The 24477-nt window shown below is 64.3% G+C and carries 20 protein-coding genes; 7 read left to right on the forward strand and 13 right to left on the reverse strand.

Going from position 1 to position 24477, the window contains the following annotated elements; all coding sequences use genetic code 11:
* Window positions 1–639, reverse strand: coding sequence for an acyl-homoserine-lactone synthase (locus P9217_RS07610; protein ID WP_066996739.1), 639 nt, complete (start codon window positions 637–639; stop codon window positions 1–3).
* A 276-nt stretch (window positions 640–915) separates the two neighbouring features.
* Window positions 916–1647: a LuxR family transcriptional regulator gene (locus P9217_RS07615; protein ID WP_066996863.1), complete on the reverse strand. Its 732-nt coding sequence runs from the start codon at window positions 1645–1647 to the stop codon at window positions 916–918.
* 218 nt (window positions 1648–1865) lie between these two features.
* Between P9217_RS07615 and P9217_RS07620 the strand changes: the two genes are divergently transcribed.
* Window positions 1866–2738 (forward strand): transporter substrate-binding domain-containing protein, encoded by an 873-nt coding sequence (locus P9217_RS07620; RefSeq protein WP_095799364.1) that lies wholly within the window; start codon window positions 1866–1868, stop codon window positions 2736–2738.
* On the opposite strand, the gene P9217_RS07625 is transcribed toward P9217_RS07620, so the two are convergent.
* Complete coding sequence (locus tag P9217_RS07625; protein WP_095826065.1) at window positions 2735–3145, reverse strand: tellurite resistance TerB family protein; 411 nt, start codon at window positions 3143–3145, stop codon at window positions 2735–2737. The genes P9217_RS07620 and P9217_RS07625 overlap by 4 nt on opposite strands.
* A 168-nt stretch (window positions 3146–3313) precedes the next feature.
* Here P9217_RS07625 and P9217_RS07630 point away from each other — a divergent pair, with 168 nt between their 5' ends.
* Window positions 3314–4963: a lysine--tRNA ligase gene (locus tag P9217_RS07630; protein WP_278086292.1), complete on the forward strand. Its 1650-nt coding sequence runs from the start codon at window positions 3314–3316 to the stop codon at window positions 4961–4963.
* Here P9217_RS07630 and P9217_RS07635 read toward each other — a convergent pair.
* Entirely contained in the window at window positions 4926–5810 is an 885-nt protein-coding gene (locus tag P9217_RS07635; RefSeq protein ID WP_278086291.1) for a thermonuclease family protein, read from the reverse strand. The genes P9217_RS07630 and P9217_RS07635 overlap by 38 nt on opposite strands.
* A 10-nt stretch (window positions 5811–5820) precedes the next feature.
* Entirely contained in the window at window positions 5821–6462 is a 642-nt protein-coding gene (locus tag P9217_RS07640) for a helix-turn-helix transcriptional regulator (protein WP_278086290.1), read from the reverse strand.
* A 252-nt stretch (window positions 6463–6714) separates the two neighbouring features.
* On the opposite strand from P9217_RS07640, the gene P9217_RS07645 reads away from it, so the two are divergent.
* Window positions 6715–7308 carry a flavin reductase family protein gene (locus P9217_RS07645; protein WP_245435183.1) on the forward strand — a complete coding sequence of 198 codons (594 nt, stop codon included), beginning with the start codon at window positions 6715–6717 and terminating at the stop codon, window positions 7306–7308.
* A 12-nt stretch (window positions 7309–7320) separates the two neighbouring features.
* Here the strand turns inward: P9217_RS07645 and P9217_RS07650 are convergent, their stop codons facing one another.
* The 7 genes from P9217_RS07650 to P9217_RS07680 form a co-directional block, all read right to left on the reverse strand.
* On the reverse strand, window positions 7321–7863 hold the full coding sequence (locus P9217_RS07650; protein WP_095829200.1) for a thioesterase family protein: 543 nt from the start codon (window positions 7861–7863) through the stop codon (window positions 7321–7323).
* 9 nt (window positions 7864–7872) lie between these two features.
* Window positions 7873–10092 (reverse strand): 3-hydroxyacyl-CoA dehydrogenase NAD-binding domain-containing protein, encoded by a 2220-nt coding sequence (locus P9217_RS07655; protein ID WP_127403830.1) that lies wholly within the window; start codon window positions 10090–10092, stop codon window positions 7873–7875.
* A gap of 14 nt (window positions 10093–10106) precedes the next feature.
* A complete protein-coding gene (locus P9217_RS07660) occupies window positions 10107–11315 on the reverse strand; it encodes an acetyl-CoA C-acetyltransferase (protein ID WP_095829202.1) in 1209 nt (402 codons plus the stop codon).
* 33 nt (window positions 11316–11348) lie between these two features.
* Complete coding sequence (locus P9217_RS07665; protein WP_278086289.1) at window positions 11349–12518, reverse strand: acyl-CoA dehydrogenase family protein; 1170 nt, start codon at window positions 12516–12518, stop codon at window positions 11349–11351.
* Window positions 12515–12958 (reverse strand): endonuclease domain-containing protein, encoded by a 444-nt coding sequence (locus P9217_RS07670; protein ID WP_278086288.1) that lies wholly within the window; start codon window positions 12956–12958, stop codon window positions 12515–12517. Before P9217_RS07670 ends, P9217_RS07665 begins: the two co-directional genes overlap by 4 nt.
* Window positions 12959–13074: 116 nt before the next feature.
* Window positions 13075–14871, reverse strand: a complete 1797-nt coding sequence (locus tag P9217_RS07675) for an acyl-CoA dehydrogenase (protein WP_278086287.1) — start codon at window positions 14869–14871, stop codon at window positions 13075–13077.
* A gap of 230 nt (window positions 14872–15101) precedes the next feature.
* Window positions 15102–15563, reverse strand: a complete 462-nt coding sequence (locus P9217_RS07680) for a MerR family DNA-binding transcriptional regulator (protein WP_082980529.1) — start codon at window positions 15561–15563, stop codon at window positions 15102–15104.
* A 458-nt stretch (window positions 15564–16021) separates the two neighbouring features.
* On the opposite strand from P9217_RS07680, the gene P9217_RS07685 reads away from it, so the two are divergent.
* From P9217_RS07685 to P9217_RS07700, 4 genes are all read left to right on the forward strand, one after another.
* A complete protein-coding gene (locus P9217_RS07685) occupies window positions 16022–20197 on the forward strand; it encodes a peptidoglycan-binding protein (RefSeq protein WP_278086286.1) in 4176 nt (1391 codons plus the stop codon).
* Between the two features lie 190 nt (window positions 20198–20387).
* Window positions 20388–21305 carry a sulfite exporter TauE/SafE family protein gene (locus P9217_RS07690; protein WP_278086285.1) on the forward strand — a complete coding sequence of 306 codons (918 nt, stop codon included), beginning with the start codon at window positions 20388–20390 and terminating at the stop codon, window positions 21303–21305.
* On the forward strand, window positions 21305–22093 hold the full coding sequence (locus P9217_RS07695) for a TIGR02186 family protein (RefSeq protein ID WP_067322676.1): 789 nt from the start codon (window positions 21305–21307) through the stop codon (window positions 22091–22093). Before P9217_RS07690 ends, P9217_RS07695 begins: the two co-directional genes overlap by 1 nt.
* A 172-nt stretch (window positions 22094–22265) precedes the next feature.
* Entirely contained in the window at window positions 22266–23522 is a 1257-nt protein-coding gene (locus P9217_RS07700) for an Hsp70 family protein (protein WP_095799355.1), read from the forward strand.
* Window positions 23523–23534: 12 nt separating this feature from the next.
* Here P9217_RS07700 and P9217_RS07705 read toward each other — a convergent pair whose 3' ends face one another.
* The gene (locus tag P9217_RS07705; RefSeq protein ID WP_095799354.1) at window positions 23535–24443 is read right to left on the reverse strand and encodes a LysR substrate-binding domain-containing protein; all 909 of its coding nucleotides are present in this window, start codon (window positions 24441–24443) and stop codon (window positions 23535–23537) included.
* Window positions 24444–24477 lie beyond the last annotated feature (34 nt).

Consider the following 24477-nt stretch of genomic DNA (forward strand, 5'->3'; position numbering starts at 1 on the left):
TCACGAAGCCTGTCTGAGGCCGAGCTGGCCGGGATAGCCTCTCATCAGCACCGGCGGGAAGTGGTTGCGGCGCTGGCGCACCACCTCCAGCGTATGCTCGGAAAAGGTGAGCAGCGTCGCCACCACCTGCTGGTTGCCATAGGTGCGCTGGTAACCGAGCGGCGTCGCCAGGAAGTGCAACTGCAGCGCGCGCAGCACCCACATCGGTTCGAACTCGATGATAACCTGGTTGACGTTGCGCTTGAGGCCCCATTCGACGAAACCTGCGATCAGCTCGGTGCCGACCGTCGAGACGCCGCGCTTGCCATCACGGAAGCCCGGCGCCACCGCATAGCGGGTCAGCTCCCAGACTCGCGGCCCCGAGGGCGGCGTCCCCTCATAGAGGTCCGTCAGCACATCAGTCAGTAGATGCGGCCGCGTCGTCGGCAGCATGCGCTGATAGCCGGCTAGCTCGCCGTTGCGGATGACGAGGTGATGCTCGGCCTCGTCATGATCGAATTGGTCAATCTCGAGGCCGTCCGGGCGGTCGAGATCGGTCCAGCCCATCTCCTCGACGAAGATCTTGTAGCGCAGGCGGTGAACCGCTTCCCACAGATCGGGGCGCTCCATCAATTCCTGAGTTGTGAGGGAAAAAAGCATTAGCCGTCTCCTGGGCTTGAGAGGAAGATACGGCCGGGCTCTCCGGAAAATATTACGCGATCGCGTAGGCAAGAATTTTTAGGTCGGCACCGACCGACCCCGCCAATATAGCCGCGCCTAACTGCCTCCGCGACCGCCTGCACGCGGTTGGCGACGCCCAGTTTGCTTTGGCGTTAAGAAAGTATTAGCCCTCTCTTAAGACAAGGACACCGCTCGCCCTTGCTTAAAATATTACGCGAATGCGCATGGGACCGTTTCTGGGCCAGCACGGCCGATTTAGCTAATATAGCCACGCCTGATCGCCTCGGCGACTGCCTGCACACGGTTAGCGGCGCCCAGTTTGCTCTTCGCGTTGAGAAGGTGTTTCTCGGAGGTATGCTCCGAAATGCCGAGAATCTGCGAAATTTCCCACTCGGACTTTCCGACAGCTGCCCATTGCAGGCATTCGCGCTCACGCGGTGTGAGTTCGATGTGGTCGACGACCTTGCCGGCCATCGTGTGAAGCTGCATGGCGCGGCCGATGGCGTAGGTGGACACCAGCGAGACCATTCCGAATTCGACGTCCGACAGTTCAACGGACTCGCCACCCAGCGAGACCATGACGATCTGGCCGTCGAGCGTGACCAGCGGGAAGGCGAGGCCGTCGCGCAGCTTGAACTCGCGGGCGTCGCCCATGACCTCGTCGCTGCTCTTGTCGATGACGATGGCCTGGGAAGCCTCCCGCCACTGGAACGGGGCCTGCAATTGCTTCATGTGGCTGACGACCGGATCATGGTCGACATAGTTGCGCGCCACATAGCGCTCCAGCCACTCGCCCGGCCAGTCGCAGAGCAGCACATGGTCCTTCTGCTGGCCGCGCGGCGTGCCGGGTTGCGGGACCGTTCCGGCCATCAGCGCCGTCAGCCCGAAACTCGAGGTGACGCCGAGCAGCCGCTCGCACACTGCCGCAGCAGTGTTGGCGTGCTGTAATTGGTCGATGTATTCCAGAGTTCTATCGAACATGCTCATCGCAACATCTACCCCATGTTGCTTCTGCTTTTCGTACCGATAGTAGATGCCCGAACCACCCTTCGCCATCAACCCCGGACCACAAGTTTCTTCGCGACACCTGCCCCTGTTGCGGGCGCGCGCTGAAACTTGCAAACGCACTAAACCATACGCCGAATTCGCCCGTTTGAAATCAAAAACATTGTGCCTGCACTGTTTTCGTACGAAAAGCCAAGGACATGATTGGGCGGAGCGTTATCGTGCCATTCCGATGGATATTTCTGGCCCTCCTGTCGGCGCTGATCGGAGCGTTGCCATTTGCCGACGCGACTCGCGCGGCGGAGCCGCAGGTTCCGGTGCTGTGGGATGCCAAGGAGCGGCTGCCGAAGCCTGATCTTTCGGCGTTGCCGAGGCTGAGGTTCCTCACCACCACCGATTTTCCGCCTTTCAACTTCCTCGACGGCTCCGGCCGGCTGTCGGGTTTCCACATCGACCTGGCGCGGGCGATCTGCGCCGAACTCGGCATCGTCGAGAAATGTCAGATCCAGGCGCTGCCCTGGAACGATCTCGACGACGCGCTGCGGAAAGGCGAAGGCGAGGCGATCATCGCCGGCATCGCGGCGACGCCGGAAAGCCGCGAGAAATACGCCTTCTCGCGTTCCTATCTGCAGTTCCCGGCGCGCTTCATCATGCCGAAGGCCAAGGCGTTTACCGAGCCGATCCTCGACAAGCTGCGCAGCAAGCGCGTGGGCGTCATCGCCGGCTCGGCGCATGAGAAGATGCTGCGCGACTATTTCAGCACGGTGCAGGTCGTGCCCTTCGACAAGCCCGAGGACCTCTACGCGGACCTCAAGGCCGGCAGGATCGACGCCGCCTTCGGCGACGGCATGCGCTTCGCCTTCTGGCTCGGCGGCTCGGAAGCCGCCGGCTGCTGCCGCTTCGCCGGCGGCCCTTATCTGGCGCCCGAATATCTGGGCTCAGGCATGGCGATCGCCACCAGGGCGGGCGACCCGGCGCTGGCCGCCGCCTTCGACTACGCGCTGCAGGAAATCTCGATCAAGGGAACCTTCGCCGAGTTCTACCTGCGCTATTTTCCGGTGAGCTTTTTCTAAGTCAGTGTGCGCAGGCGGGCCTTCGCCGCACGGGCGATCGCCGCCACGGTGAGCGTGTCGAGATCGAGCTTCCGTCGGATGAGCTGCAGCACCCTCAACTCCTCCATGCGCATTTCGAGATCGACTGCCGCGACCTCGAAAGCGGCGGCATAGGCGGTGTCACGCAACCGCTCCGGCAGCGCATCGGCGACGCGCGCGAGGACGCCTTCCAGCCCGTCCTTGTCGTGCAGAGCCTGCTGGCACGCTTGAGCCACGCCGACCAGGCTGTCGCTGTTGAAATCGACAAACACGGGCCAAGAACGGACGACGTCCCCGATCCGCGCCAGTTCGACATCGGTCATGTCGCGGTCGGATGCCGAAGTGATGACCATGAGATAGATCAGGGCTTCGTGCGGCGTCAAAGGCATTCAAAACTCCTTGATGGTGAGGCTTCAACGTAGGATTGGCAGTGAGGCGCCGCAAGGAAAAGCGCCGCAAATCGTTGACGCTCCGGCCCGTCGCGCCTAGAGACCGGGTGAAAATCTTTGCGCGCCCAAGCCGACACATCTGGCCGGCAGATTACCCTGGAAAGTGACATGACGGGATCAAACATCATCGATCTCAATGCCGAGATGCTTGCGGCCGCCGCCGAAAGCAAGGCATGGCCGTTCGAAGAAGCCAAGAAGATCATTGCCCGCTACAAGAACAAGGACTTTCCCGATACCGTCCTGTTCGAGACCGGCTACGGCCCGTCCGGCCTGCCGCATATCGGCACCTTCGGCGAGGTGGCGCGCACCACGATGGTGCGGCACGCCTTCCGCGTGCTGACGCGGGACAAGGTCAAGACCAAGCTTTTGTGCTTCTCCGACGATATGGACGGCATGCGCAAGATTCCCGACAACGTGCCGGATCGCGCGGCGCTCGAGCCCTACCTGCACAAGCCGCTCACATCGGTGCCCAATCCGTTCGGCGGCGACTATGCGAGCTTCGCCGATCATAACAACGCAATGCTCTGCCGCTTCCTCGACACGTTCGGCTTCGACTATGAGTTCGCCAGCGCGACCCAATACTACAAGTCCGGGCGCTTCGACGAAGTGCTGCTGCGCGCCGCCGAGCGCTATGACGAGATCATGGCGGTGATGCTGCCGACGCTCGGCGAAGAGCGCCAGGCGACCTACAGCCCATTCCTGCCGATCTCGCCGAAAAGCGGCCGCGTGCTCTACGTGCCGATGAAGCATGTCGACGCCAAGGCCGGCACCATCACCTTCGACGATGAAGGCAGCGAGACCACGCTGCCGGTCACCGGCGGCCATGTGAAGCTGCAGTGGAAGCCGGATTTCGGCATGCGCTGGGCAGCGCTCGGCGTCGATTTCGAAATGTTCGGCAAGGACCACCAGACCAACGCGGCGATCTACGACCGCATCTGCAACATCCTCGGCGGCCGCGCGCCGGAACATTTCGTCTACGAGCTGTTCCTCGACGAGAACGGCCAGAAGATCTCGAAGTCGAAGGGCAATGGGCTCACCATCGACGAATGGCTGACCTATGCGCCCACCGAGAGCCTCGGCCTCTACATGTACCAGCGGCCGCGGCAGGCCAAGAAGCTCTATTTCGACGTTATCCCGAAGGCGGTCGACGAATATTACGCCTTCCTGTCCGCCTATCCGCGCCAGGAGTGGAAGGAGCGGCTCGGCAACCCGGTCTGGCACATGCATGACGGCAATCCGCCGGCCATCGACCTGCCGGTCCCCTTCGCGCTGCTGCTCAATCTGGTCAGCGCCTCAAACGCGCATGACAAGGCGGTGCTGTGGGGTTTCATCTCGCGCCATGCGTCCGGGGTGACGCCGCAGACGCACCCCGAGCTCGACCGGCTGACCGGGTATGCCATCCGCTATTTCGACGACTTCGTGAAGCCGACCAAGGTCTATCGCGCCGCCGATGAGGTGGAGCGCGAGGCGCTGGCGAAGCTTTCGGAAGCGCTCGGCGCGCTGCCGCACGGCGCGGACAGCGAGGCGATCCAGAACGCGGCGCTCAACGTCGCACGGCGGATCGAGCGGTATCAGGACCATTCCAAGCAGAGCCCGGAAGGCGGACCCGGCGTGTCGGTAGCCTTCTTCCAGATGATCTATCAGGTGCTGATCGGACAGGAACGGGGGCCGCGTTTCGGCTCTTTCGCGGCGCTCTACGGCATTACGGAGACGCGCGCGCTCATTGAGCGGGCCCTGGCTGGTCAGTTGGCTGCGTAACGTCGCCATCTGCCGCCGGCAGGATGGAACTCGGCGCGGCGGGCGCCGGGCCGGTGGCGGCCGGCAATGCCGGCAGGCCGCCGAGGTTCGGAGCGGCGCCGAAAATGCCTTTCCTCGCCGCGCGCGCCTTGTCGCCCGCCTCGACATAGGGGCCGCGTGGCGCCGCGCGGGCCCAGCCGTTTTCCACCAGCCACAGACCGACATCCTTGTTGCCGACCCAGCACTTGACCGCTATGGCCTTCTGCCCGTCTTGCGGCGGCACTGAGCAGACCAGGGTCCGGCCACGCAGGAAAGCGCGGAATGCCGTCCTGGCGCGAACCCCGCAGTCCCATGACTTGCCTTCGTCGCTGCAGGTCTCGTCCTCTTTGACGATGTCGATGCCCGACACGGCGATGGAATAATCCTTGGCCTTGATCAGGCCGGCGGCGGTGGCGACGGGCTGGAGCAACTTGGTGCCCTCCTCGCCATCCGGCAGTTTCGTTTTCCGCGGCCTGGGCGGACCGGCCAGCGCCAGATCGCTGAGCGGCGCGCGCGGCTCGACCCGTTCCAGTTCCTCGGCAGGCACTTCGGGTGGCGCCACCACGTCGGGATCGATCGCCCGCGAATGCGCCACCGGCTTCGGCGGCTGCGGCGCGGCAGGCGCCAGAATGGCGGACGTCGCCGGTTCCGCAGTTATCGGTTCCCGAGGCGCCACATCGGCGTCTTGCCCCGGAAGTGCACTGGCCGGATCGATCTGATCGACCGCGACGACGCTTTCGCTGCCCTTCAGCGAGTGGCCTCCGGCGACGACCAGCGCCGCCATTGCCGGAACCGCCACAAGCGCCAGGGCAAGATGGAGGACCCGCACCAGCCCGGACCTACTGGCTTGCCCAGACGATCCGCGCCACCCACTCGACCTCGCTCATCGGGATATCGCGGTCCGGGTGAGCGGGGTTGAGCGAGACCAGCACGACCGACTTCGCGGTCTGCCGGTCGAGCACCTTGGCCATCACTTCGCCGGCGGTGGTCTTGAGGACGACGCGGTCGCCCTTGCGCGTCGGCGCGCCCGGCTCGACGATCAGCACGTCGCCATTGCGGTAGAGCGGCAGCATGGAATCGCCCTGGACCTTCAGCGCATAGGAGGTTTCCGCCGCCCGCGCCGGAAGCTCGACCAGATCCCAGCCCTGCCCTGAGGGATAGCCGGCATCGTCGAAGAAACCGCCGGCACCGGCCTGGGCGAAGCCAAGCAGCGGCACGGCCATACGCGGCGGCGGCGCGGCGGAGGCACCGTGACCCTCAACCAGCACGGTGAATTCTTCCAGCGAGGCGCCGGTGGCCTCGATGATCTTGGCCAGCGATTCGGTCGAAGGCCAGCGCGGCCGGCCGTCGGAGGACAGGCGCTTGGATTTGTTGAAGGCGGTCGAATCGAGGCCCGCGCGGCGGGCGAGACCGGAAGCCGAGAGCGAATAGCGTTCGGCAAGAGCATCGATTGCGGCCCAGACGCGATCGTGTGAGAGCAAGTCCGCTCTCCTTCGAAAAACAGGAAAAAATGCCTCACTGCTGTCTAACGCGCGACCATTCAATTGTCCACCGGCGCGAACAGCGGATTGCAGAGAAAGTCGCCGCTTCCGCAAGATTGACGGGCTCGATCCTGAGCCGGGCGCCGGCACCGACCATGTCGCCGCGTGCGCGATGCAACGTTCGACCCCGGCCGAAACGTCTCGGTGCGCAAGCTTGGTAGGGTGCGGTCCTCGAATTACGAAGGACTGCTCATGTTGCCGAACCACCAATCCATCGCCCCATCCGTTCTGTATTTTGGGACGCCTGTCGTCCTGATGGTTACCCGAAACGATGACGGCCGCGTGGGCCTTGGGTTCATGCGTGGTCCTCGGCTTGAGTTCGGCGACCCAGGGCGCCATCAATCTTCTGCGGGATGGCGAATGCACCCTCAATTTTCCCGCGGCCAGCCTCTGGGCGAATGTCGAACGGATCGCGCGCACCACGGGTGCGAATCCGTTCCACCCCATAAGGCCGAATTGGGGTTCGTTCATGAGGCCGACAAGTTCGCTTTAGGCGGTTTTGCGATCCAGCCCAGCGAATTGATCCTGACGCCGCGCATCGCAGAATGTCCCCTGCAGTTCGAAACACGCCTGCTGACCTGCCATCGCAGCGCGAAGCAGCAAGGCGCATCCTCGACGCACCTCATCATGGAGGTAGACGTGCAGCGAGTACATGCGCACAGCAGCATCGTCTTGCCGGGAACGAACCACATCGACACTGCGCGATGGAATCCGCTGTTCTATGTGTTCCGGCACTATTTTGGCGACGCGGTCGATCTGGGCAAAACCTTCCGGGCCGAACATTGAACGCTTGCTCGATCAGGCCCGCTTGGCCTCTTCGCGCAGGTTCCGGTGCGAGATCATGAATGCCCGCTCGGGCTCGGTCGGCGGGCGCGGTTCCGCCGAATGGCCGAGCGCCGCGACGACCTCCTCAATTTCGAGAAAGCGGCCACCGCGCCGGTCATAGACGCCGCCGGTGGTCAGGATCAGCGCCGCCGTCTCCCCATTGTCGAGGACGAAGCGGTGCTTGCCGATCACCGAAGTGCCTTCCCAGGTCTCGATCGACGACACCACCTCGAAGCGGCTCCACAGCCTGATCTCGCGCACATAGGCCGATTGCAGCCCGCCGATCATCGGCGCCCAGCCGTTCCGCCGCGCGAGCGCGACAAGACCGACGCGAAGAAAAACATCGATACGGCCAAGATCGGCCAGCATCATGTAACGGGCATTGTTGAGATGGCTGTTGAAATCGATGTCGGTCGGCAGGCAGCGAAAGGCCAGCCGGCTCTGATCGCCGATTTGATAAGGGCCACGGCTACGCGCCGTGGCCATCATGCGCGCGAGGCGCCCCCAGACATACATCGGAGTTCGTCAGGCGGCCTTCTTGACCTCGCCCTTCTGGTAAGGGTCGAAGCGCTGGTAGAAAGTCTCGCCCTTCTCGGCCATGTCGAGCAAAAGCTTGGGCGCCTTGAACTCGGCCCCGTATTTCTTCTGCAGGCCCTTGGCGATCTTGACGAAACGCTTGGCGCTGATGCCGTCGATGTAGGAGAGCGCGCCGCCGGTGAACGGCGCGAAGCCGAAGGCGAGGATCGAGCCGACGTCCGCCTCGCGCGGATCGGTGACGATGCCCTCCTCCATGACGCGCACTGCCTCCAGGGCGATGGTGACCAGCAGGCGCTCTTTGAGCTCCTCGTAGTCGACCTTCTCGGGCTTCAGCTGCGGATAGAGATCCTTGAGACCCGGCCACAGCTTCTTCTTCGCCGGCTTGGCAGGATAGTCGTAGAAGCCCTTGCCGTTCTTGCGGCCGAAGCGGCCATGCGTGTCGACCATGGTGTTGATCAGCGCCATCTGCTTCGGGTCGACGGCTTTCTCGCCTAGATCCTTGATGGTCTGCTTCATGATCTTCTGGGCAAGGTCGATCGCCGTCTCGTCGGTCAGCGCCAGCGGGCCGACCGGCATGCCGGCGGCCTTGGCGGCGTTCTCGATCATCGCCGCAGGGACGCCTTCGATAAGCATCTTGTAGGCTTCCGACATATAGCGCAGCACGCAGCGATTGACGTAGAAGCCGCGCGTGTCGTTAACGACGATCGGCGTCTTCTTTATGGCGCGTACGAAGTCGATCGCGACCGCGAGCGCCTTGTCGCCGGTCTTCTTGCCGAGGATGATCTCGACCAGCATCATCTTGTCGACGGGCGAGAAGAAGTGGATGCCGATGAAGTTTTTCGGCCGCGCCGAGTTCTTCGCCAGCGAGGTGATCGGAATGGTGGAAGTGTTCGAGGCAAAGATCGCCGAGGACTTCAGCGCCGCTTCCGCTTTCTCGGTGGCGAGCTTCTTCACGCCTGAATCCTCGAACACCGCCTCGACGACAAGGTCGCAGCCGGCAAGATCGGCATAGTCGGCCGTCGGCGTGATCAGCGACAGCAACCTGTCTTTCTCTTCGGGCTTGGCGCGGCCCTTCTTCACCTGGTCCGAAATCAGGCTGTCGGAATGCGCCTTGCCCTTCTCGGCCGACTCCATGTCGCGGTCGAGCAGCACGACCGGAATGCCGGCCCTGGCCGTGACATAGGCAATGCCGGCGCCCATGAAGCCGGCGCCGAGTATGCCGATCTTCTTGAACTTGCTGTCCGGCACGCCGGTCGGGCGGCGCGCGCCCTTGTTCAGTTCCTGCAGCGACACGAAAAGCGAGCGGATCATCGCCGCCGCTTCCTTGGTCTGCATGATCTCGGTGAAGTAGCGCTGCTCGATCCGGAGCCCGGTGTCGAAGGGCACCAGCAGGCCCTCATAGACGCATTTGAGGATCGCGGCGGCCGCCGGATAGTTGCCATAGGTCTCGCGGCGCAGGATGGCGATGGCCGGCGGCCAGAGATTGGCGCCGGCTGCCGAATAGATCGGACCGCCGGGCAGCTTGAAACCCTTTTCGTCCCATGGCGCCACCGGCTTCAGGCCGTTTTTGATCATCGCCTTGGCGGTCTCGAGAAGCTTCTTCGGCTCGGCGATCTCGTGGATCAAGCCCATCGACTTCGCCTTTTGCGGCGTCAGATTCTGGCCGGTCGTCAGCATCTGCAGCGCCTGCTGCTGATCCGTCAGCCGCGGCACGCGCTGGGTGCCGCCGGCGCCCGGGAAGATGCCGATCTTCACCTCGGGGAGCGCCATCTTCACCTTGTCGGAATCGGCCGCGACGCGGCCATGGCAGGCGAGCGACATCTCGAAGGCGCCGCCCATGCAGGTGCCGTTGATCGCCGATACCCACGGCTTGCCGCAGGTCTCGATCTTGCGGAACAGGCCGGTCATATAGCCGGCATTGTCGAACAGCGCCTTGGTCGCCTTTTCGAGGTCCTTCTCCTTTTCGACGGCGAAGGTGGCGAGCATCTTCTGCAGCATGGTGATGTCGGCACCGCCGGAGAAGCTGTCCTTGCCGGAGGTGATGACCGCGCCTTTGATGGCGGCGTCGTCGGCCACACGATCGACGATGGCGTTGAGCTCGCGCATCGCCTCTTCGGTGAAGACGTTCATCGAGCGGCCCGGCATGTCCCAGGTGACCAGCGCGATCCCGTCGGCGTCCACGTCGAGGGTGAAATTGGTGTAGCTCATCTTTTCTCTCCCCGTCAGACGCGTTCGATGATGGTGGCGGTGCCCATGCCGGCGCCGATGCAGAGCGTGACCAGCGCGGTGTTCAGGTCCCGGCGCTCCAGCTCGTCCAGCACCGTGCCGAAGATCATCGCGCCGGTGGCGCCGAGCGGATGGCCCATGGCGATCGCGCCGCCATTGACGTTGATCTGGTCATGCGGGATGTCGAAGGCCTGCATATAGCGCAGCACAACGGAAGCGAAGGCCTCGTTGAGCTCGAACAGGTCGATGTCCGACAGCTTCATCTTGGCACGCTTCAAGAGCTTTTCGGTGACGTCGACCGGGCCGGTCAGCATCAGCACCGGCTCGGAACCGATATTGGCGAACGAGCGGATGCGCGCGCGGGGCTTCAAGCCCATGGCCTTGCCGGCCTTCTTGGAGCCGAGCAGTACAGCAGCGGCGCCGTCGACGATGCCGGATGAGTTGCCGGCATGGTGGACGTGGTTCACTTCCTCGACTTCCGGATGCTTCTGCACGGCCACCGCATCGAAGCCGCCCATCTCGCCCGGCATGACGAAGGACGGATTGAGCGAGGCGAGCGACTGCATGTCGGTCGAAGGCCGCATGTGCTCGTCACGGTCGAGGATGGTGAGGCCGTTCTGGTCCTTGATCGGGACCACCGAATTCTTGAAGCGGCCGTCCTCCCACGCCTTGGCGGCGCGCTTCTGGCTCTCGACGGCGTAAGCGTCGACGTCGTCGCGGCTGAACCCGTATTTTGTCGCGATCAGGTCGGCCGAGATGCCCTGCGGCACGAACCAGCCGGGAAGGCCGACGGAGGGGTCCATGAACCAGGCGCCGCCGGACATGCCCATGCCGACACGCGACATGGATTCTACGCCCCCGGCAATGACGATCTCGTCCGCGCCTTGCGCGATCTTGGCGGCGCCGAAATTGATGGCATCGAGTCCGGAAGCGCAGAAGCGCGATATCTGCATGCCGGGCGCCTTGGTGTCGTAGCCGGCCTCGAAGGCGGCGGCGCGCGGAATGACCGAGCCCGCTTCGCCGACCGGATCGACGCAGCCGAAGATGATGTCGTCGACAGTGCCGGTGTCGAGCGCGTTGCGGTCACGCAGCGCCTCAAGCGTCTTTGCTGCGAGCCGCACCGCCGGCACCTCGTGCAGCGAGCCATCCTTCTTGCCTCTGCCGCGCGGCGTGCGCACGGCGTCATAGACGTAAGCTTCGGCCATTTTCGTGCTCCTTGGATTTTCCGGTCGCTGCGCTCAGAGAGAGCGCCCGATCAGCAATTTCATGATCTCGTTGGTGCCGCCGTAGATGCGCTGGACGCGGGCGTCGCGGAACATGCGGGCGATCGGATATTCGTTCATGTAGCCATAGCCGCCATGCAGTTGAAGGCATTCGTCGACGACTTTGCCCTGCAGGTCGGACAGCCAGTATTTGGCCATAGAGGCGGTGACCGGGTCGAGGCCGCCGTCGATGTGGCGGGCGACGCAGTCGTTGTAGAAGACGCGGCCGATCGTGGCCTCGGTCTTCAGCTCGGCCAGCTTGAACTGGGTGTTCTGGAAATCGATGATCGCCTTGCCGAAGGCCTTGCGCTCCTTGACGTAGTCGATGGTCAGCGCCAGCGCCCGCTCGATCATGGCGATCGCGCCGGTGCCGATCTGCAGCCGCTCCTGCGGCAATTGCTGCATCAGCTGGACGAAGCCCTTGCCTTCCTCATGGCCGAGCAGGTTGGAGGTCGGCACGCGCACGTCGTTGAAGAACAGCTCGGAGGTGTCGTTGGCCTTGAGCCCTATTTTGTCGAGGTTGCGACCGCGTTCGAAGCCCTCGACCTCGTCGGTCTCGATGACGATCAGCGAGGTGCCCTTGGCGCCCTTGTCCGGATCGGTCTTGGTGACGACGATGATAAGGTTGGCAAGCTGGCCGTTGGTGATGAAGGTCTTGGAGCCGTTGAGCTTGTAGTGATTGCCGTCCTTCTCGGCACGGGTCTTGACACCCTGAAGGTCGGAGCCGGCGCCCGGCTCGGTCATGGCGATGGCGCCGATCAGCTCCCCGGTCGCCAGTTTCGGCAGCCATTTTTCTTTCTGCTCCTCGGAGCCGTAATGCAGGATGTATGGCGCGACGATCGAGTTGTGCAGGCCGATGCCGAAGCCGTCGACCCCGACATGGCCGATAGCCTCGATGATCGCGCTCTCATGCGCGAAGGTGCCGCCGGAGCCGCCGTATTTCTCCGGCATAGAGGCGCAGAGCAGGCCGCCGGCGCCCGCCTTCAGCCAGCTCTCGCGGTCGAAAATCTCGTTCTTCTCGAACTCTTCGTAGCGCGGCGCGATCTCCTCCGACATGAAGCGGCTCGCCATGTCGTAGAGCATGCCGACTTCGTCCGCCGCCCAGGCGGGCTTCGGCAGGCCAAGAACTTCGGCTGGATTTGTCATGCTGTTTCCTCCACTGCGCCGGCGTGCCCCTCCCCCTTGAAGGGAGGGTGGCCGCGAAGCGGCCGGGAGGGGTCGCCGATGAGGTGCTCGGCCTTGTCCTTAACAAACTGCGCCACATGCCATGCACTGTTAATGACATCAGGCTCATCAATCCTGACAACGACATACCCGAGTGACGGCAAATAGGCGTCGCGGTTCACATCATGACGTCTGCCAGCTTCGGTTTCGTGCAGGTCGCCGTCGACCTCGACGATCAGTTTGACCTTCGGGCAGACGAAATCGACAATGTACGGGCCGATCGGCGATTGCCGCCTGAACTTCAGGCCATCAGCCGTCAGCTCGCGCAATTCGTACCACAGCAGGGACTCGGCCTTCGCCGTGTGCAGACGAAGCGAGCACGCTTTCTGTCGCATCTCGAAACTGACCCGCGTGCGGGGCATTGTGTTAGTCCTTCTCCCAGGGTGCGTCGCCAGAATTGGCGTCGAGTTCGTCGCGGGCGACCCTCCCGGCCCTTCGGGCCACCCTCCCCTCAAGGGGAGGGGGACGCCGAGCATTTCTAGAACGCTTCCGCCGGCAGCGCCATTAGCGTATCCGCGCCACTGGAAATGCGGGCGAGGCGCGTCGCGCTCTCCGGCATGATCCGCTCCATGAAGAAGCGCGCCGTCACCAGCTTGTTGTCGTAGAACGACGCGGCCCCATTGGCACCTTCGGCGAGCTTCGTTTGGGCGGCCTTGGCCATCTGGCCCCACATGTAGCCCAATGCCACCAGGCCGAAGAGATGCATGTAGTCGGTCGAGGCGGCGCCCGCATTGTTGGGCTTGGCCATGGCATTCTGCACCAGCCACATGGTCGCCGCCTGCAGGTCGTTGAGGCCCTTCTTCAGCGCCTTGGTGAAGGGCGCCATCTTGTCGTCAGCGCGGTTTTCCTCGCAGAATTCGCCGACCTCCTTGAAGAAGGCCTGCACGGCGCGGCCGCCATTCTGCGCCAGCTTGCGGCCGACCAGATCAAGCGCCTGAATGCCGTTGGCGCCTTCATAGATCATGGCGATGCGGGCATCGCGGACGAACTGGCTCATGCCGTGTTCTTCGATGTAGCCGTGGCCGCCGAACACCTGCTGCGCCATCACGGCGTGATCGAAGCCCTTGTCAGTCAGCACGCCCTTGACCACCGGCGTCAGCAGACCGGTGTAGTCGTCGGCCGACTGGCGGTCCCTTTCGTCACCGGAGCGGTGCGCGACGTCCGACTTGATCGCCGTCCACAGCGCCAGCGCTCGGCCGCCCTCGTTGAACGCCTTCATGGTCATCAGCGAGCGGCGGATATCGGGATGGACGATGATCGGGTCGGCCTTCTTGTCCGGTGCCTTGATGCCCGACAGCGAGCGCCCCTGGAGGCGGTCCTTGGCGTAAGACACCGCGTTCTGATAGGCGATCTCCGAGACCGAGAGCCCTTGCAGACCAACGCCCAGGCGGGCCTCGTTCATCATCGTGAACATGGCCTTCAGGCCACCGTTCAACTCGCCGAGCAAAGTGCCTTCGGCCTCGTCATAGTTCATGACGCAGGTCGAGTTGCCGTGGATGCCCATCTTCTCCTCGATCGAGCCGCAGGAGAGCGCGTTGCGCGCGCTGACATTGCCCGAGTCGTCGAGCTTGAACTTCGGCACGATGAACAGCGAGATGCCTTTGACGCCTTCCGGCGCCCCTTCGACGCGGGCCAGCACCAGATGGACGATGTTGTCGGCCATGTCGTGCTCGCCGGCGGAGATGAATATCTTCTGGCCGGAAATCCTGTAGGTGCCGTCGCCATTGGGCACCGCCTTGGTGCGCAGCAGGCCGAGATCGGTGCCGCAATGCGGCTCGGTGAGATTCATGGTGCCGGTCCAGGCGCCCTCGATCAGCCTGGGCAACCAGGTGGCCTTCTGCTCGTCCGTGCCATGGGTGACAATGGCCGCGATCGCGCCCTGCGTGAGGCCGGGATACATCATCAGCGCCATATTGGCGGACACCATGTATTCGGAGACCGCGGTGTGGACTGTATAGGGCAGACCCTGGCCACCGAACTCGGCCGGTGCCGCTAGGCCCATCCAGCCGCCCTCGCGATACTGGCTGAAAGCGTCCTTGAATCCCTTGGGCGTGGTCACGCTACCGTCTTCATGGCGCACGCAGCCTTCCATATCGCCGACCCGGTTCAGCGGATGCATAACGTTTTCGGCTAGCTTGGCGCCTTCGGCAAGGATCGCCTCGACGACGTCCGGCGTAGCGTCCGAGAAGCCCGGAAGATTAGAATAGCGCTGGTAGCCGAGCACGTCGTTGAGCACGAACAGCGTGTCCTGGACGGGCGCCCTGTAGATCGTCATGCCTTCCTCCACCCTTGCGGTCCCGGCCGGCCAGCAAGTTTCCGATCCGGATGTGGATGGGAGGCCGAGCCAATGTCGATGCCCCCGATAGCAAATATTGACGTTTGCGTAAACGTCAACTTCGTCGCAGCCCGAAATTTTTGATTAGCGCTCGCTCCAAGGCAACAAAAAAGCCGCGCGGCTGCAGCCACGCGGCTTTCTCTATCCTAGGCTATGCCGTTAGCGTGAGATCAGCCGGCGGCGCTTGCCTGCGGCGCGGCCCGCTCGGCCAGCATCTGGCGAACGATCGCCATCGAATTGCTCAGGTCGCTGATAGCCTCATCGATCAGCGCGCGCTGCTTCTGCAAGCGGGCAAGCTGCTTCTCGGACTTGTCGAGCGCCAGCCGCAACTGCTTGGTGTTGGATCCGGTCGGATCGTAAAGATCCATCATCTGCTTGACGTCCCGCAGCGAGAAACCGACCTTGCGGCCGAGCAGGATCAGCTTCAGCCGGGCCTTGTCGCGGCGCGTGTAGAGACGGGTCGAGCCGTCGCGCTTCGGATTGAGCAGGCCCTTGTCCTCGTAGAATCGCAGCGTGCGCAAGGTCACGCCGTACTTCTTGGCCATCTCGCCGATACGGACGAATTCTTCGTCGGTCTCGACCGATATGTGATTGCTATTGGCCGCGGCTTCGCCGGGCGAAACAAGTTTCATGGTCACTGGCTTTCCCCTGATGGCGTCGCGGTCACGGACCAAAACGTCGCCTGAGTGGAAGCGGGGGCGTGCTTCCAATCGTGGTTTCGACAATTCAATCGCAAGAGGCACGGCTTCGCACCTTTTACGTTTACGTCAATTCTATACCGACAGCCGGCACCTGACGCAAGGGCGTTGTCGGAAACAGAGCTTTATGCCGCACTCGGATGCCACCGGGCGGGGCAGGATTATGCGCCACTTCTTAAGCTTGGTTAACGCCTTGTTTACCACGTTGGGCGAAATGTGCGCATGTCGGTCACCCGTGTTTATCCTGTAGCGAATTTTTCACGGTTTTCGAAGCGTGGGTGAGAAACCCGGGAAGCCCGTCTTCCTCCGCAGCAAAACCGCGCGGACGCCTTCGTTCCCGGCAGACTCTGGGAAACCGGTCTCAGCCGGTCATTCTGAACACGGGCGCATCGATGAACAGCAAGCGGTCCTATCTCGATACACTCAACGCCGGTAGGCAGCGCCGGTCGCAGACCTCGCTGGAGGATCTGAGCCGCTCGCTCGAAACGCTGGAGCAGCGGCTGGAGCGGACGCGCAGCGACACGCCCGAGCGCCCCGATCCGCGGCGGCCGGCTCCCGAGCCGCGCTATGCGGCCGCGCAGCCTTATGGTTCGCCCCGCTGGTACGAGGAACCCTACACCACGCAGAGGGACCAAAATCGCGGACCGCAAAACCGCGGGCCGCAGAACCCGGCGGCCGCAGCTTCCGACTTCGGCCCCAATTATCAGGCCATTGCCCGCGACATCGACCGGGTGCGCGGACAGGAAGACGGCGTCGCGATGGTTGGCAAGATCGCGGTCGAATTGCGCGGACTCCGCGAGGAGTTGCGCCATCAGATGACCGCCGGCCTGCAGCGCGAATTCGACGCGCTGCGTCAGGATATCGATCGCGCCATGCAGGCGGCGAGCCAGCATGGTGCCCCCGCCGACAAGAACAGCGCCGAGCTCGGCCTCGAGTTCGAACGGCTTTCCGGCGCCATCCACACGCTTGCCGAAAAAAGCGACGATCGCAGCGTCAACCTGCTGCGGCTGGAGTTGGAGCAGGTCAAGGCGGCGCTCGACACGCTGGCGCGCGAGGAAAGCGTGCGGGCCGTCGACCAAAGCGTGCAGGCCGTCGACCGCCGCTGGGACGATTTCGATCGCCGCTGGAGCGCCTTCGAGGATCGCGTCGACGCCGACCAGCGCCAGCGCGCCGAGGGTCCCAACCTTTCGGCGCTGACCGACCGCCTCGAACAGATCAGCAGCGCGGTCAACAACCTGCCGCAATCGCTGTCGCTCGCCTCGCTGGAGGAAAAGGTGCGCACCCTCGCCGGAGCGGTCGACCGTTTCGCCAGCCAGCAAACGATGCGCGGCGGCGAGACGCTTGCCATGATCGACGAGCGGCTGGACGAGATCTCGCGCGCCATCGTCGCCTCGACGGTGGCCGCGCAGGCCAATGCCTTCGATCCGGAAACCTTCGGGCGAATCGAGAAACGGATCGCCTCGCTGGCGGAGCAGATCGAGGAGGTCGCGCAGTCGCGTCCCGGCGCCGAGGTCATCGACCGCCTCAACCTTCTGTCCAGCCGTGTGGACGAGCTCGCCGGGCGCGCCCATCTGCCGGAGCAGGCGATGGAGCGTCTCGGCAAGCAGATTGCTTTGATCACCGACAAGATAGACCGCGCGCCGGCGATGCCCGACGCCGACCACATCTTCCAGGGCCTGGAGCAGCGCTTCGACGCGCTGTCCACGCTCCTCGAGCGCCGCCAGGGTGATGCCATCGAGCAGAGCAACCTGCTGTTCCGCGAACTCGAGCGGCGGCTGGACGAAGTCGCCGACAGGCTCGACCAGCGCATGCGGCAGGACGACGGCGCTGGCATCATGGAGGCGATCGACGCCCGCTTCACCGCGCTTGCCAAGCGCATCGAGACGCGCGCGCCCGATCCCGCCAACGAGATGGCGATCCGTGGCCTGGAAAGCCGGCTCGAGGACATCTCCAGCCGGCTGGAATCCTCCGCCGCGCAGGTCGCCGGCATTGATCCGGCACTGATCCGCAGCCTTGAGTCGCAGGTGACCGCCCTTTCGGCGCATCTTTCGAAGCCGAGCGCACCGCTTCCCGATTTCGAGGACATCAGCCCTCGCCTCGACGAGATCGAGAAGTCGCTGGCCGGCACGCGCGATTCCATCCTCACCGTCGCGCGCGAGGCTGCGGAGAACGCCGTGCGGTCGCTGGGCGAATCGAGTTCCGGCACGGCTGCTTCCAACGCAGCCGCCGTGAGCGGGCTCGCGCAGGACCTGAAGACGCTCGAAGCGCTCACCCGCCGTTCCGACGAGCGCAATTCGCGCACGTTCGAGGCGATCCACGACACGCTGCTCAAGATCGTCGACCGGCTCGGCTCGCTGGAGGCCGAAGGTCCCAGTGAAGCGGTCAGCGAACTGATCGACCCGCAGCCGGGCGGCAAGCGGGCCGCCCGCACCGGCAAGATCGCCGTCCAGGACGCGCCGTCGATGGATATCGACCAGCCGCTGCCACTGACCGGAGACATCGCCGATCTCGATGCGCGCGCCGCCTCCATCCTGCGCCACGATCCGGTTTCGCGAAACGAGCCGGCTGCACCGGGCGAACCTGTTACGCGTAGCGAACCTGTTACCCGTGGCGAATCTGTTACGCGTGGCGAACCTGTAATGCGCGGCGAAGCTGCCGCTCGCACGCCCGCCGAGGCCGCGGCCGCCGCCGCAATGGCTGCGCTCGGATCGGACGAAATTGGCGAGAAGGCTGAGACCACCGGCCGCAAGAAGTCGATGTTCAGCGGACTGGCGCGTGCCTTCAAGGGCAAGAAGAACGAGGACACGCCGCCGCTTGCCGGCTCGGCACCGGCCGGCGACGTTCCGACCGTCGACATCGACGAACCGCTCGATCCGAGAGCCGCCAACCGGCCGCTCGAACCTGGTTCCGGCGCGCCGGACCTCAACGCCATCATGAAGCGCGTGCGCGACGAGCGCGGCGGTCAGCCGGCCAAGCGCAGCGAGACAGATGCCGCCAAATCCGATTTCATCGCGGCCGCCCGCCGCGCGGCGCAGGCCGCCGCCGCGGAAGCCGACGCGCTGAAGCGGCAGTCGACGATGACCGGCCCGGTGAAGGCGCTCAGAATCGGCGATCTGCTCAAGGCGCGGCGGAAGCCCATCCTGATGGCGGCGGCCGCGATCATGATGGCACTGGCCGGCCTGCAGCTCGGCAAGGCCTTCTTCTCCGACCCCGCGCCGGTCGCCAGCAACGACGTCGCGCCGATGGTCTCCACCCAATCGGTCGAAACCGCCTCGCTCGATGTCAGCACACCCAAGCCCGACACGGGCACTGCGAAGCCCGAGAGCGCGCCGACGCGTGCCGTCAGGCAGGCCGAGCCGTCGAAGGACGATCCAACGCCACAGGCCGCCTTTCAGCCATCCGCACCCGAAATACCCGCGGCCGCGGCGCCAGCCGAACCGGCGCCTGCTCCGGCGACTCCGTCCGCGCCAGCCCGGCCCGCGCCGATGGCTTCGGCGACACCGTCGGAGCCAGTCTCTCCGGCTGCGAACGGGCCTGCCATGGACACGGACGGCGACGCGCAACCCACCATCGGCCCGCCGCCGGCGAGCACAGCAATGCCCGGTGCCGCCGCAGCCGGTGCTTCCTCGGCCGGCACGCCGTCAACCACGTCCGCCGATACCACGGGCACCGTCTCGCCGGGCGGCGGCCAGACGGCAAGTTCGGCCACCAAGATCGATGTCCCGGCCGATATCGGTCCGGTGGCGCTGCACGACGCGGCCGCCGGCGGTGACGCCAAGGCGCTGTTCGAGATCGGCTCGCGCTACGCGGAATCGCGCGGCGTCAAGGAAGACATGGCGGCGGCCGCCAAATGGTATGAGAAATCCGCCGAACTGGGCTTCGCACCGGCCGAATACCGCATCGGCAATTTTTACGAGAAGGGCATCGGCGTCGCGCGCGACATCAAGAAAGCCAAGACCTATTACCAACTCGCGGCGGAACAGGGCAACGCCAGCGCCATGCACAATCTGGCGGTTCTGTTCGCGATGGCGGCGGACGGCGTGACCGACAATGAGTCGGCGGCGCACTGGTTCCAGGAGGCGGCCGACCTCGGCGTCAAGGACAGCCAGTTCAATCTCGGCATCCTTTCGGCCAAGGGCGTCGGCATGAAGCAGAACCTGGAGGAATCCTACAAATGGTTCGCTCTCGTCGCCAAGACCGGCGACAAGGACGCTGCGGCCAAACGCGACGAGATCGCCAATGCGCTCAGGCCCGAGCAGCTCGAGCGGGCGCGCGCCGCCACGGACCTGTGGAAGGCCAAGCCGCTCAACGCGGCCAGCAACTCGGCCGACATTCCGGAATCCTGGCAGGACAGCACGCCGCAGACCACCGCCGGCATCGACATGAAGAAGGCGGTGAAGAACATCCAGCTGATCCTCAATAAGAACGGCTATGATGCCGGCGGCGCCGACGGCGTTATGGGCGACAAGACCAAGAACGCGATCATGGCCTTTCAGACCGACAACAAGATGAAGCCGACCGGCGAGATCGACGCGCCGCTCGTCAAGGCGCTGCTTGCGCACAAATAACGGCAGGCGCGTCGCTTCCGCGACGGCTTGCCACAGATTTGCCTGTTAACTGATTGAGACGGTTTTCGTTTCGGCGCGGCGCCGGGGTTTGACCCCGGCGCCGCGCCGCGCAAGAAAAAATTGGCTTTTCGGTGCGAAACTGCCGGGGACGGCGGCATTCGCCGACAGGCAAACTGATCGAGACAGACGGGTGGGCATCTATCTCCCGATCGCGGAAATTTCCGTCAACGTGTTCGTGCTGCTCGCGATGGGCGCGGCGGTGGGTTTCCTGTCGGGCATGTTCGGGGTCGGCGGCGGCTTCCTGATCACGCCGCTCCTGATCTTCTACAACATCCCGCCGGCGATCGCGGTGGCCACGGGGGCCAACCAGGTCATAGCCTCCTCCTTCTCCGGCGCGCTGTCGCACTTCAAGCGCGGCACGCTCGACTTCAAGCTCGGCGGAGTGCTTCTGGCCGGCGGCATTGTCGGCTCGACCGCCGGCATCTATGTCTTTGCGCTGCTGCGCCGGCTCGGCCAATTGGACCTCTTCATTTCGCTGCTCTACGTCGCGCTGCTCGGCACCGTTGGCGGGCTGATGCTGGTCGAGAGCGTCAACGCGCTGCGCGCCTCGCGCAGCGGCGCGGCGCCGGTGCTGAAGAAATCCGGCCAGCACAACTGGATCCACCGGCTGCCGTTCAAGATGCGCTTCCGCGCCTCGAAGCTGTTCGTCAGCATCGTCCCGGTGCTCGGCCTCGGCGCGGCAATCGGCTTCCTGTCGTCGATCATGGGCGTCGGCGGCGGCTTCATCATGGTGCCGGCGCTGATCTACCTGCTCAAGGTGCCGACCAACGTCGTTATCGGCACCTCGCTGTTCCAGATCATCTTCACCTCGGCCTACACCACGCTGGTGCATGCCACGACGAACCAGACGGTCGACGTGATCCTGGCCTTCCTGCTGATGGCGGGCGGCGTTGCCGGCGCGCAATATGGCGCCAAAGCGGGCCAGCGGCTGCGGGGCGAGCAGTTGCGGGCGCTTCTGGCGCTGTTGGTTCTGGCCGTCGCCATCCGTCTGGCCATCGACCTCTTCGTGACGCCTCCCAATCGCTATTCGCTCGCGGGCCTGACCTGATGGGGCCGTTGAGAGCGTTCGCAGCCGCCATCCTGTCGCTCGCTGCCGCAGCACTGCCGGCGGCGGCACAGACGCCGGCGACGGAAAGCATCCAGATCGGCCTGTCGACCGACGCCATTTCGATTACCGCCGGGTTTTCCGGCGCTGACCTCACCATTTTCGGCTCGCTCGAAAATCCCGATCCGCTGATCGCGCGCCAGGGACGCTACGATGTCATCGTCGTGCTGGAGGGTCCCGCCCGCCCTGTCGTCGTGCGCCGCAAGGACAGGGTGCTCGGCGTCTGGATCAATCTGGAATCGGAGACTTTCGAGAACGTGCCGGTATCCTACTCGGTGGCGACGACCCGCCCGCTGCAGGACATCACCGAGCCGAACAGCTACAAGCAGCTGTCGCTCGGCGCTTCGAACCTCTACATGCAACCGGCCGAGCCCAGCGACAGCCCGATCACGATCGAGGAATTCACCTCGGCACTTCGCGAGCGCAAGACGGCGACCGGCCTTTACAGCGAGAATGTCGGGGGCGTCCAGTTCCTGTCGCAGAACCTGTTCCGCGCCACCGTCCGGCTCGCGCCCAACATCCCGGTCGGCACCCATAAGGCACGCGCCTTCCTGTTCAAGAGCGGCATGTTCGTGAAGGAGAGCTCGGCCCAGCTCGAAATCCGCAAGTCCGGTTTCGAACAGTCGATCTTCCGCGTCGCGCACGACTATTCCTTCCTCTACGGCGTGTTCGCCGTGTCCCTTGCCATGCTCACCGGCTGGCTCGGACGCATCGTTTTCCGCAAGGATTGACGTTTTTCGCGCGAATGAGGGTTCCCCTGTTCCCGGATTTGGGATAAGTCGCCGCCTCCCAACTCGGGGACAAGCACACATTCAATTCGGCAGAGCGGTCCGGCGACCGGGTGACGGCGCGTTTTTCGACGCCGGCGATGCGCTGCGACGAAACCAATGACAGGAGGCTGCTATGCATCCAGCATTCGGCGGCATCGATTTCGGCACGTCCAATTCCACAGTGGGCGTGATCCGCAACGGCCGGGCGCAACTGGTGGCGCTGGAGGGCGAACAGCCCACTTTGCCGAGCGCCGTCTTCTTCAACTTCGAGGACGGCCACACCTATTTCGGCCGCCGCGCAATCGCCGACTACACCGACAGCGTGGAGGGCCGGCTGATGCGCTCGCTGAAAAGCGTTCTCGGCAGCTCGCTCGCCAACGAGAAGACGCGCATCAAGGCGCGCCTGATCGGCTTCACCGACATCATCGGTTTATTCATCAGCCATTTGAAGAAGCGGCTGGAAGAGGATGCCGGCGGCCCGGTCGAACGCGTCGTGCTCGGCCGCCCCGTGCAGTTCGTCGATGACGATGCCGACGCCGACGCTAAAGCGCAAAGCGAGCTTGAAAAGGCAGCGCGCGCGCAGGGCTTCAAGCACATCGCCTTCCAGTTCGAGCCGATCGCGGCCGCACTCGACTACGAACAGAATGTCGCCCGCGAAGAGCTGGCGCTGATCGTCGACATGGGCGGCGGCACCTCCGACTTCTCGATCGTGCGCGTCTCGCCGGAGCGCGCCCGCTCGGACGACCGCAAGGGCGACATATTGGCCAATCGCGGCATCCATATCGGCGGCACGGATTTCGACCGGCTGCTTAGCATCGCCCATATCATGCCCGAGCTCGGCTATCTGACCCCGACCAAGGACGGCAAGCGCAATCTGCCGGCAAGTTATTTCATCGACCTCGCCACCTGGCAGCGCATCAATCTCATTTACACCGCGAAGGCGATGTCGGATTTGAAGCAGATCCGCTTCGAAGCCGAGCGCGCCGATCTCGTCGACCGCTTCATCCACATTGTCGAGCATCGTTACGGCCATGCGATGGCCGGCCTGGTCGAACGGGCCAAGATCGCGCTGACAGAACATTCCTGGGCCGAGGTGAAGGTGTCGCTGCCCGGCGTACGCTTCGCGGCCGGGATCACGCGCGCCGGCCTGGAAGAGACGATCGGCGGCGATATCGAACGGGTGGCCGCGACGGTCAGGCAAACGATTGCCGACGCAGGCGTTCCCGCTTCGGCCATCACCGCTGTGTTCCTCACCGGCGGTTCGACGGCGATCCCGCTGGCAAAGCGGCGGATCCTTTCGCTGGTGCCGCAGGCCTCGGTTATCGAAGGCGATATGTTCGGCTCGGTCGGGCTTGGGCTCGCGCTTGATGCGCGGCGCAAATTCGCCTGACGCTTCCTTGCTCTAGCCCCTCCCCGTTGACGACGCGTTCTGCTTGCCGGTGAGATGCGCCTTGAGCGCCATTTGCGCGAGGCTCGCCTGCCGGTCGCGATGGGTAATCATGGCGAAATCGCGTTTCGGCAGAATGACCGGCACGGATCGCAAGCTGCCTTCCGCCAGCGAACGCGCAATGACGAGCTCGGAAATTATAGTCGCGCCGGCACCAGCCTCCACCGCCTGACGCACAGCCTCGTTGCTGGGCAGAACAAGAAAGATCTGCAACTCCGCCGGCGGAACCCCTTCACTGCGCGCAAAATCCTCCAGCGCCTCGCGCGTGCCCGACCCGCCCTCCCTGATGATCCAGCGCAACGACCTGATGTCGAGGTTTCCAGCCGGCGTCGTCGGAAGCTCGGGATGTGAGCCCGCCACGACCAGCATGGGGCGATCCTCATCGACCGTGGCGCGCCGCAATATGTCGGACTCGGTGCGGCCCTCGACCAGCCCGAAATCGGCCCGGCCGTCCAGCACATTGGTCTCGACCTGCCGCGTGTTGCCGATGGTGACGCTCAGGCGCACCGCCGGATAGGCTTCGTGGAAGGATGCCAGGCGCCTCGGCAGCCAGTAGCTGGCGATGGTCTGGCTGGCCGATATCGACAGGCTGCCGGTGATGGTCTGGGAAACATGCTCCAGCACGTCGTGGGCAGCCGCTGCCCGTTCCAGAACAGCCTTGGCTTCGGGCAGGAAGCGGTGGCCGGTCTGCGCGAGCTCGATGTTGCGGCCGACCCGGTTGAACAGCCGCACGCCATGATGGCTTTCGAGCGCGCGGATGGCGGCAGAGGCGGCCGATTGCGAGATGCCGAGCAGGTCGGCCGCCTTGGTCATGTGGCCATGCTCGGCGACGGCGACGAAGATGCGAAGCTGATCGAGGGTCATGGCCAACTAAGAAGGAAAATCGATCGGAATTACA

Origin of the sequence: Mesorhizobium sp. WSM4989 (genome assembly GCF_029625795.1) — a bacterium.
Lineage (GTDB): Bacteria > Pseudomonadota > Alphaproteobacteria > Rhizobiales > Rhizobiaceae > Mesorhizobium.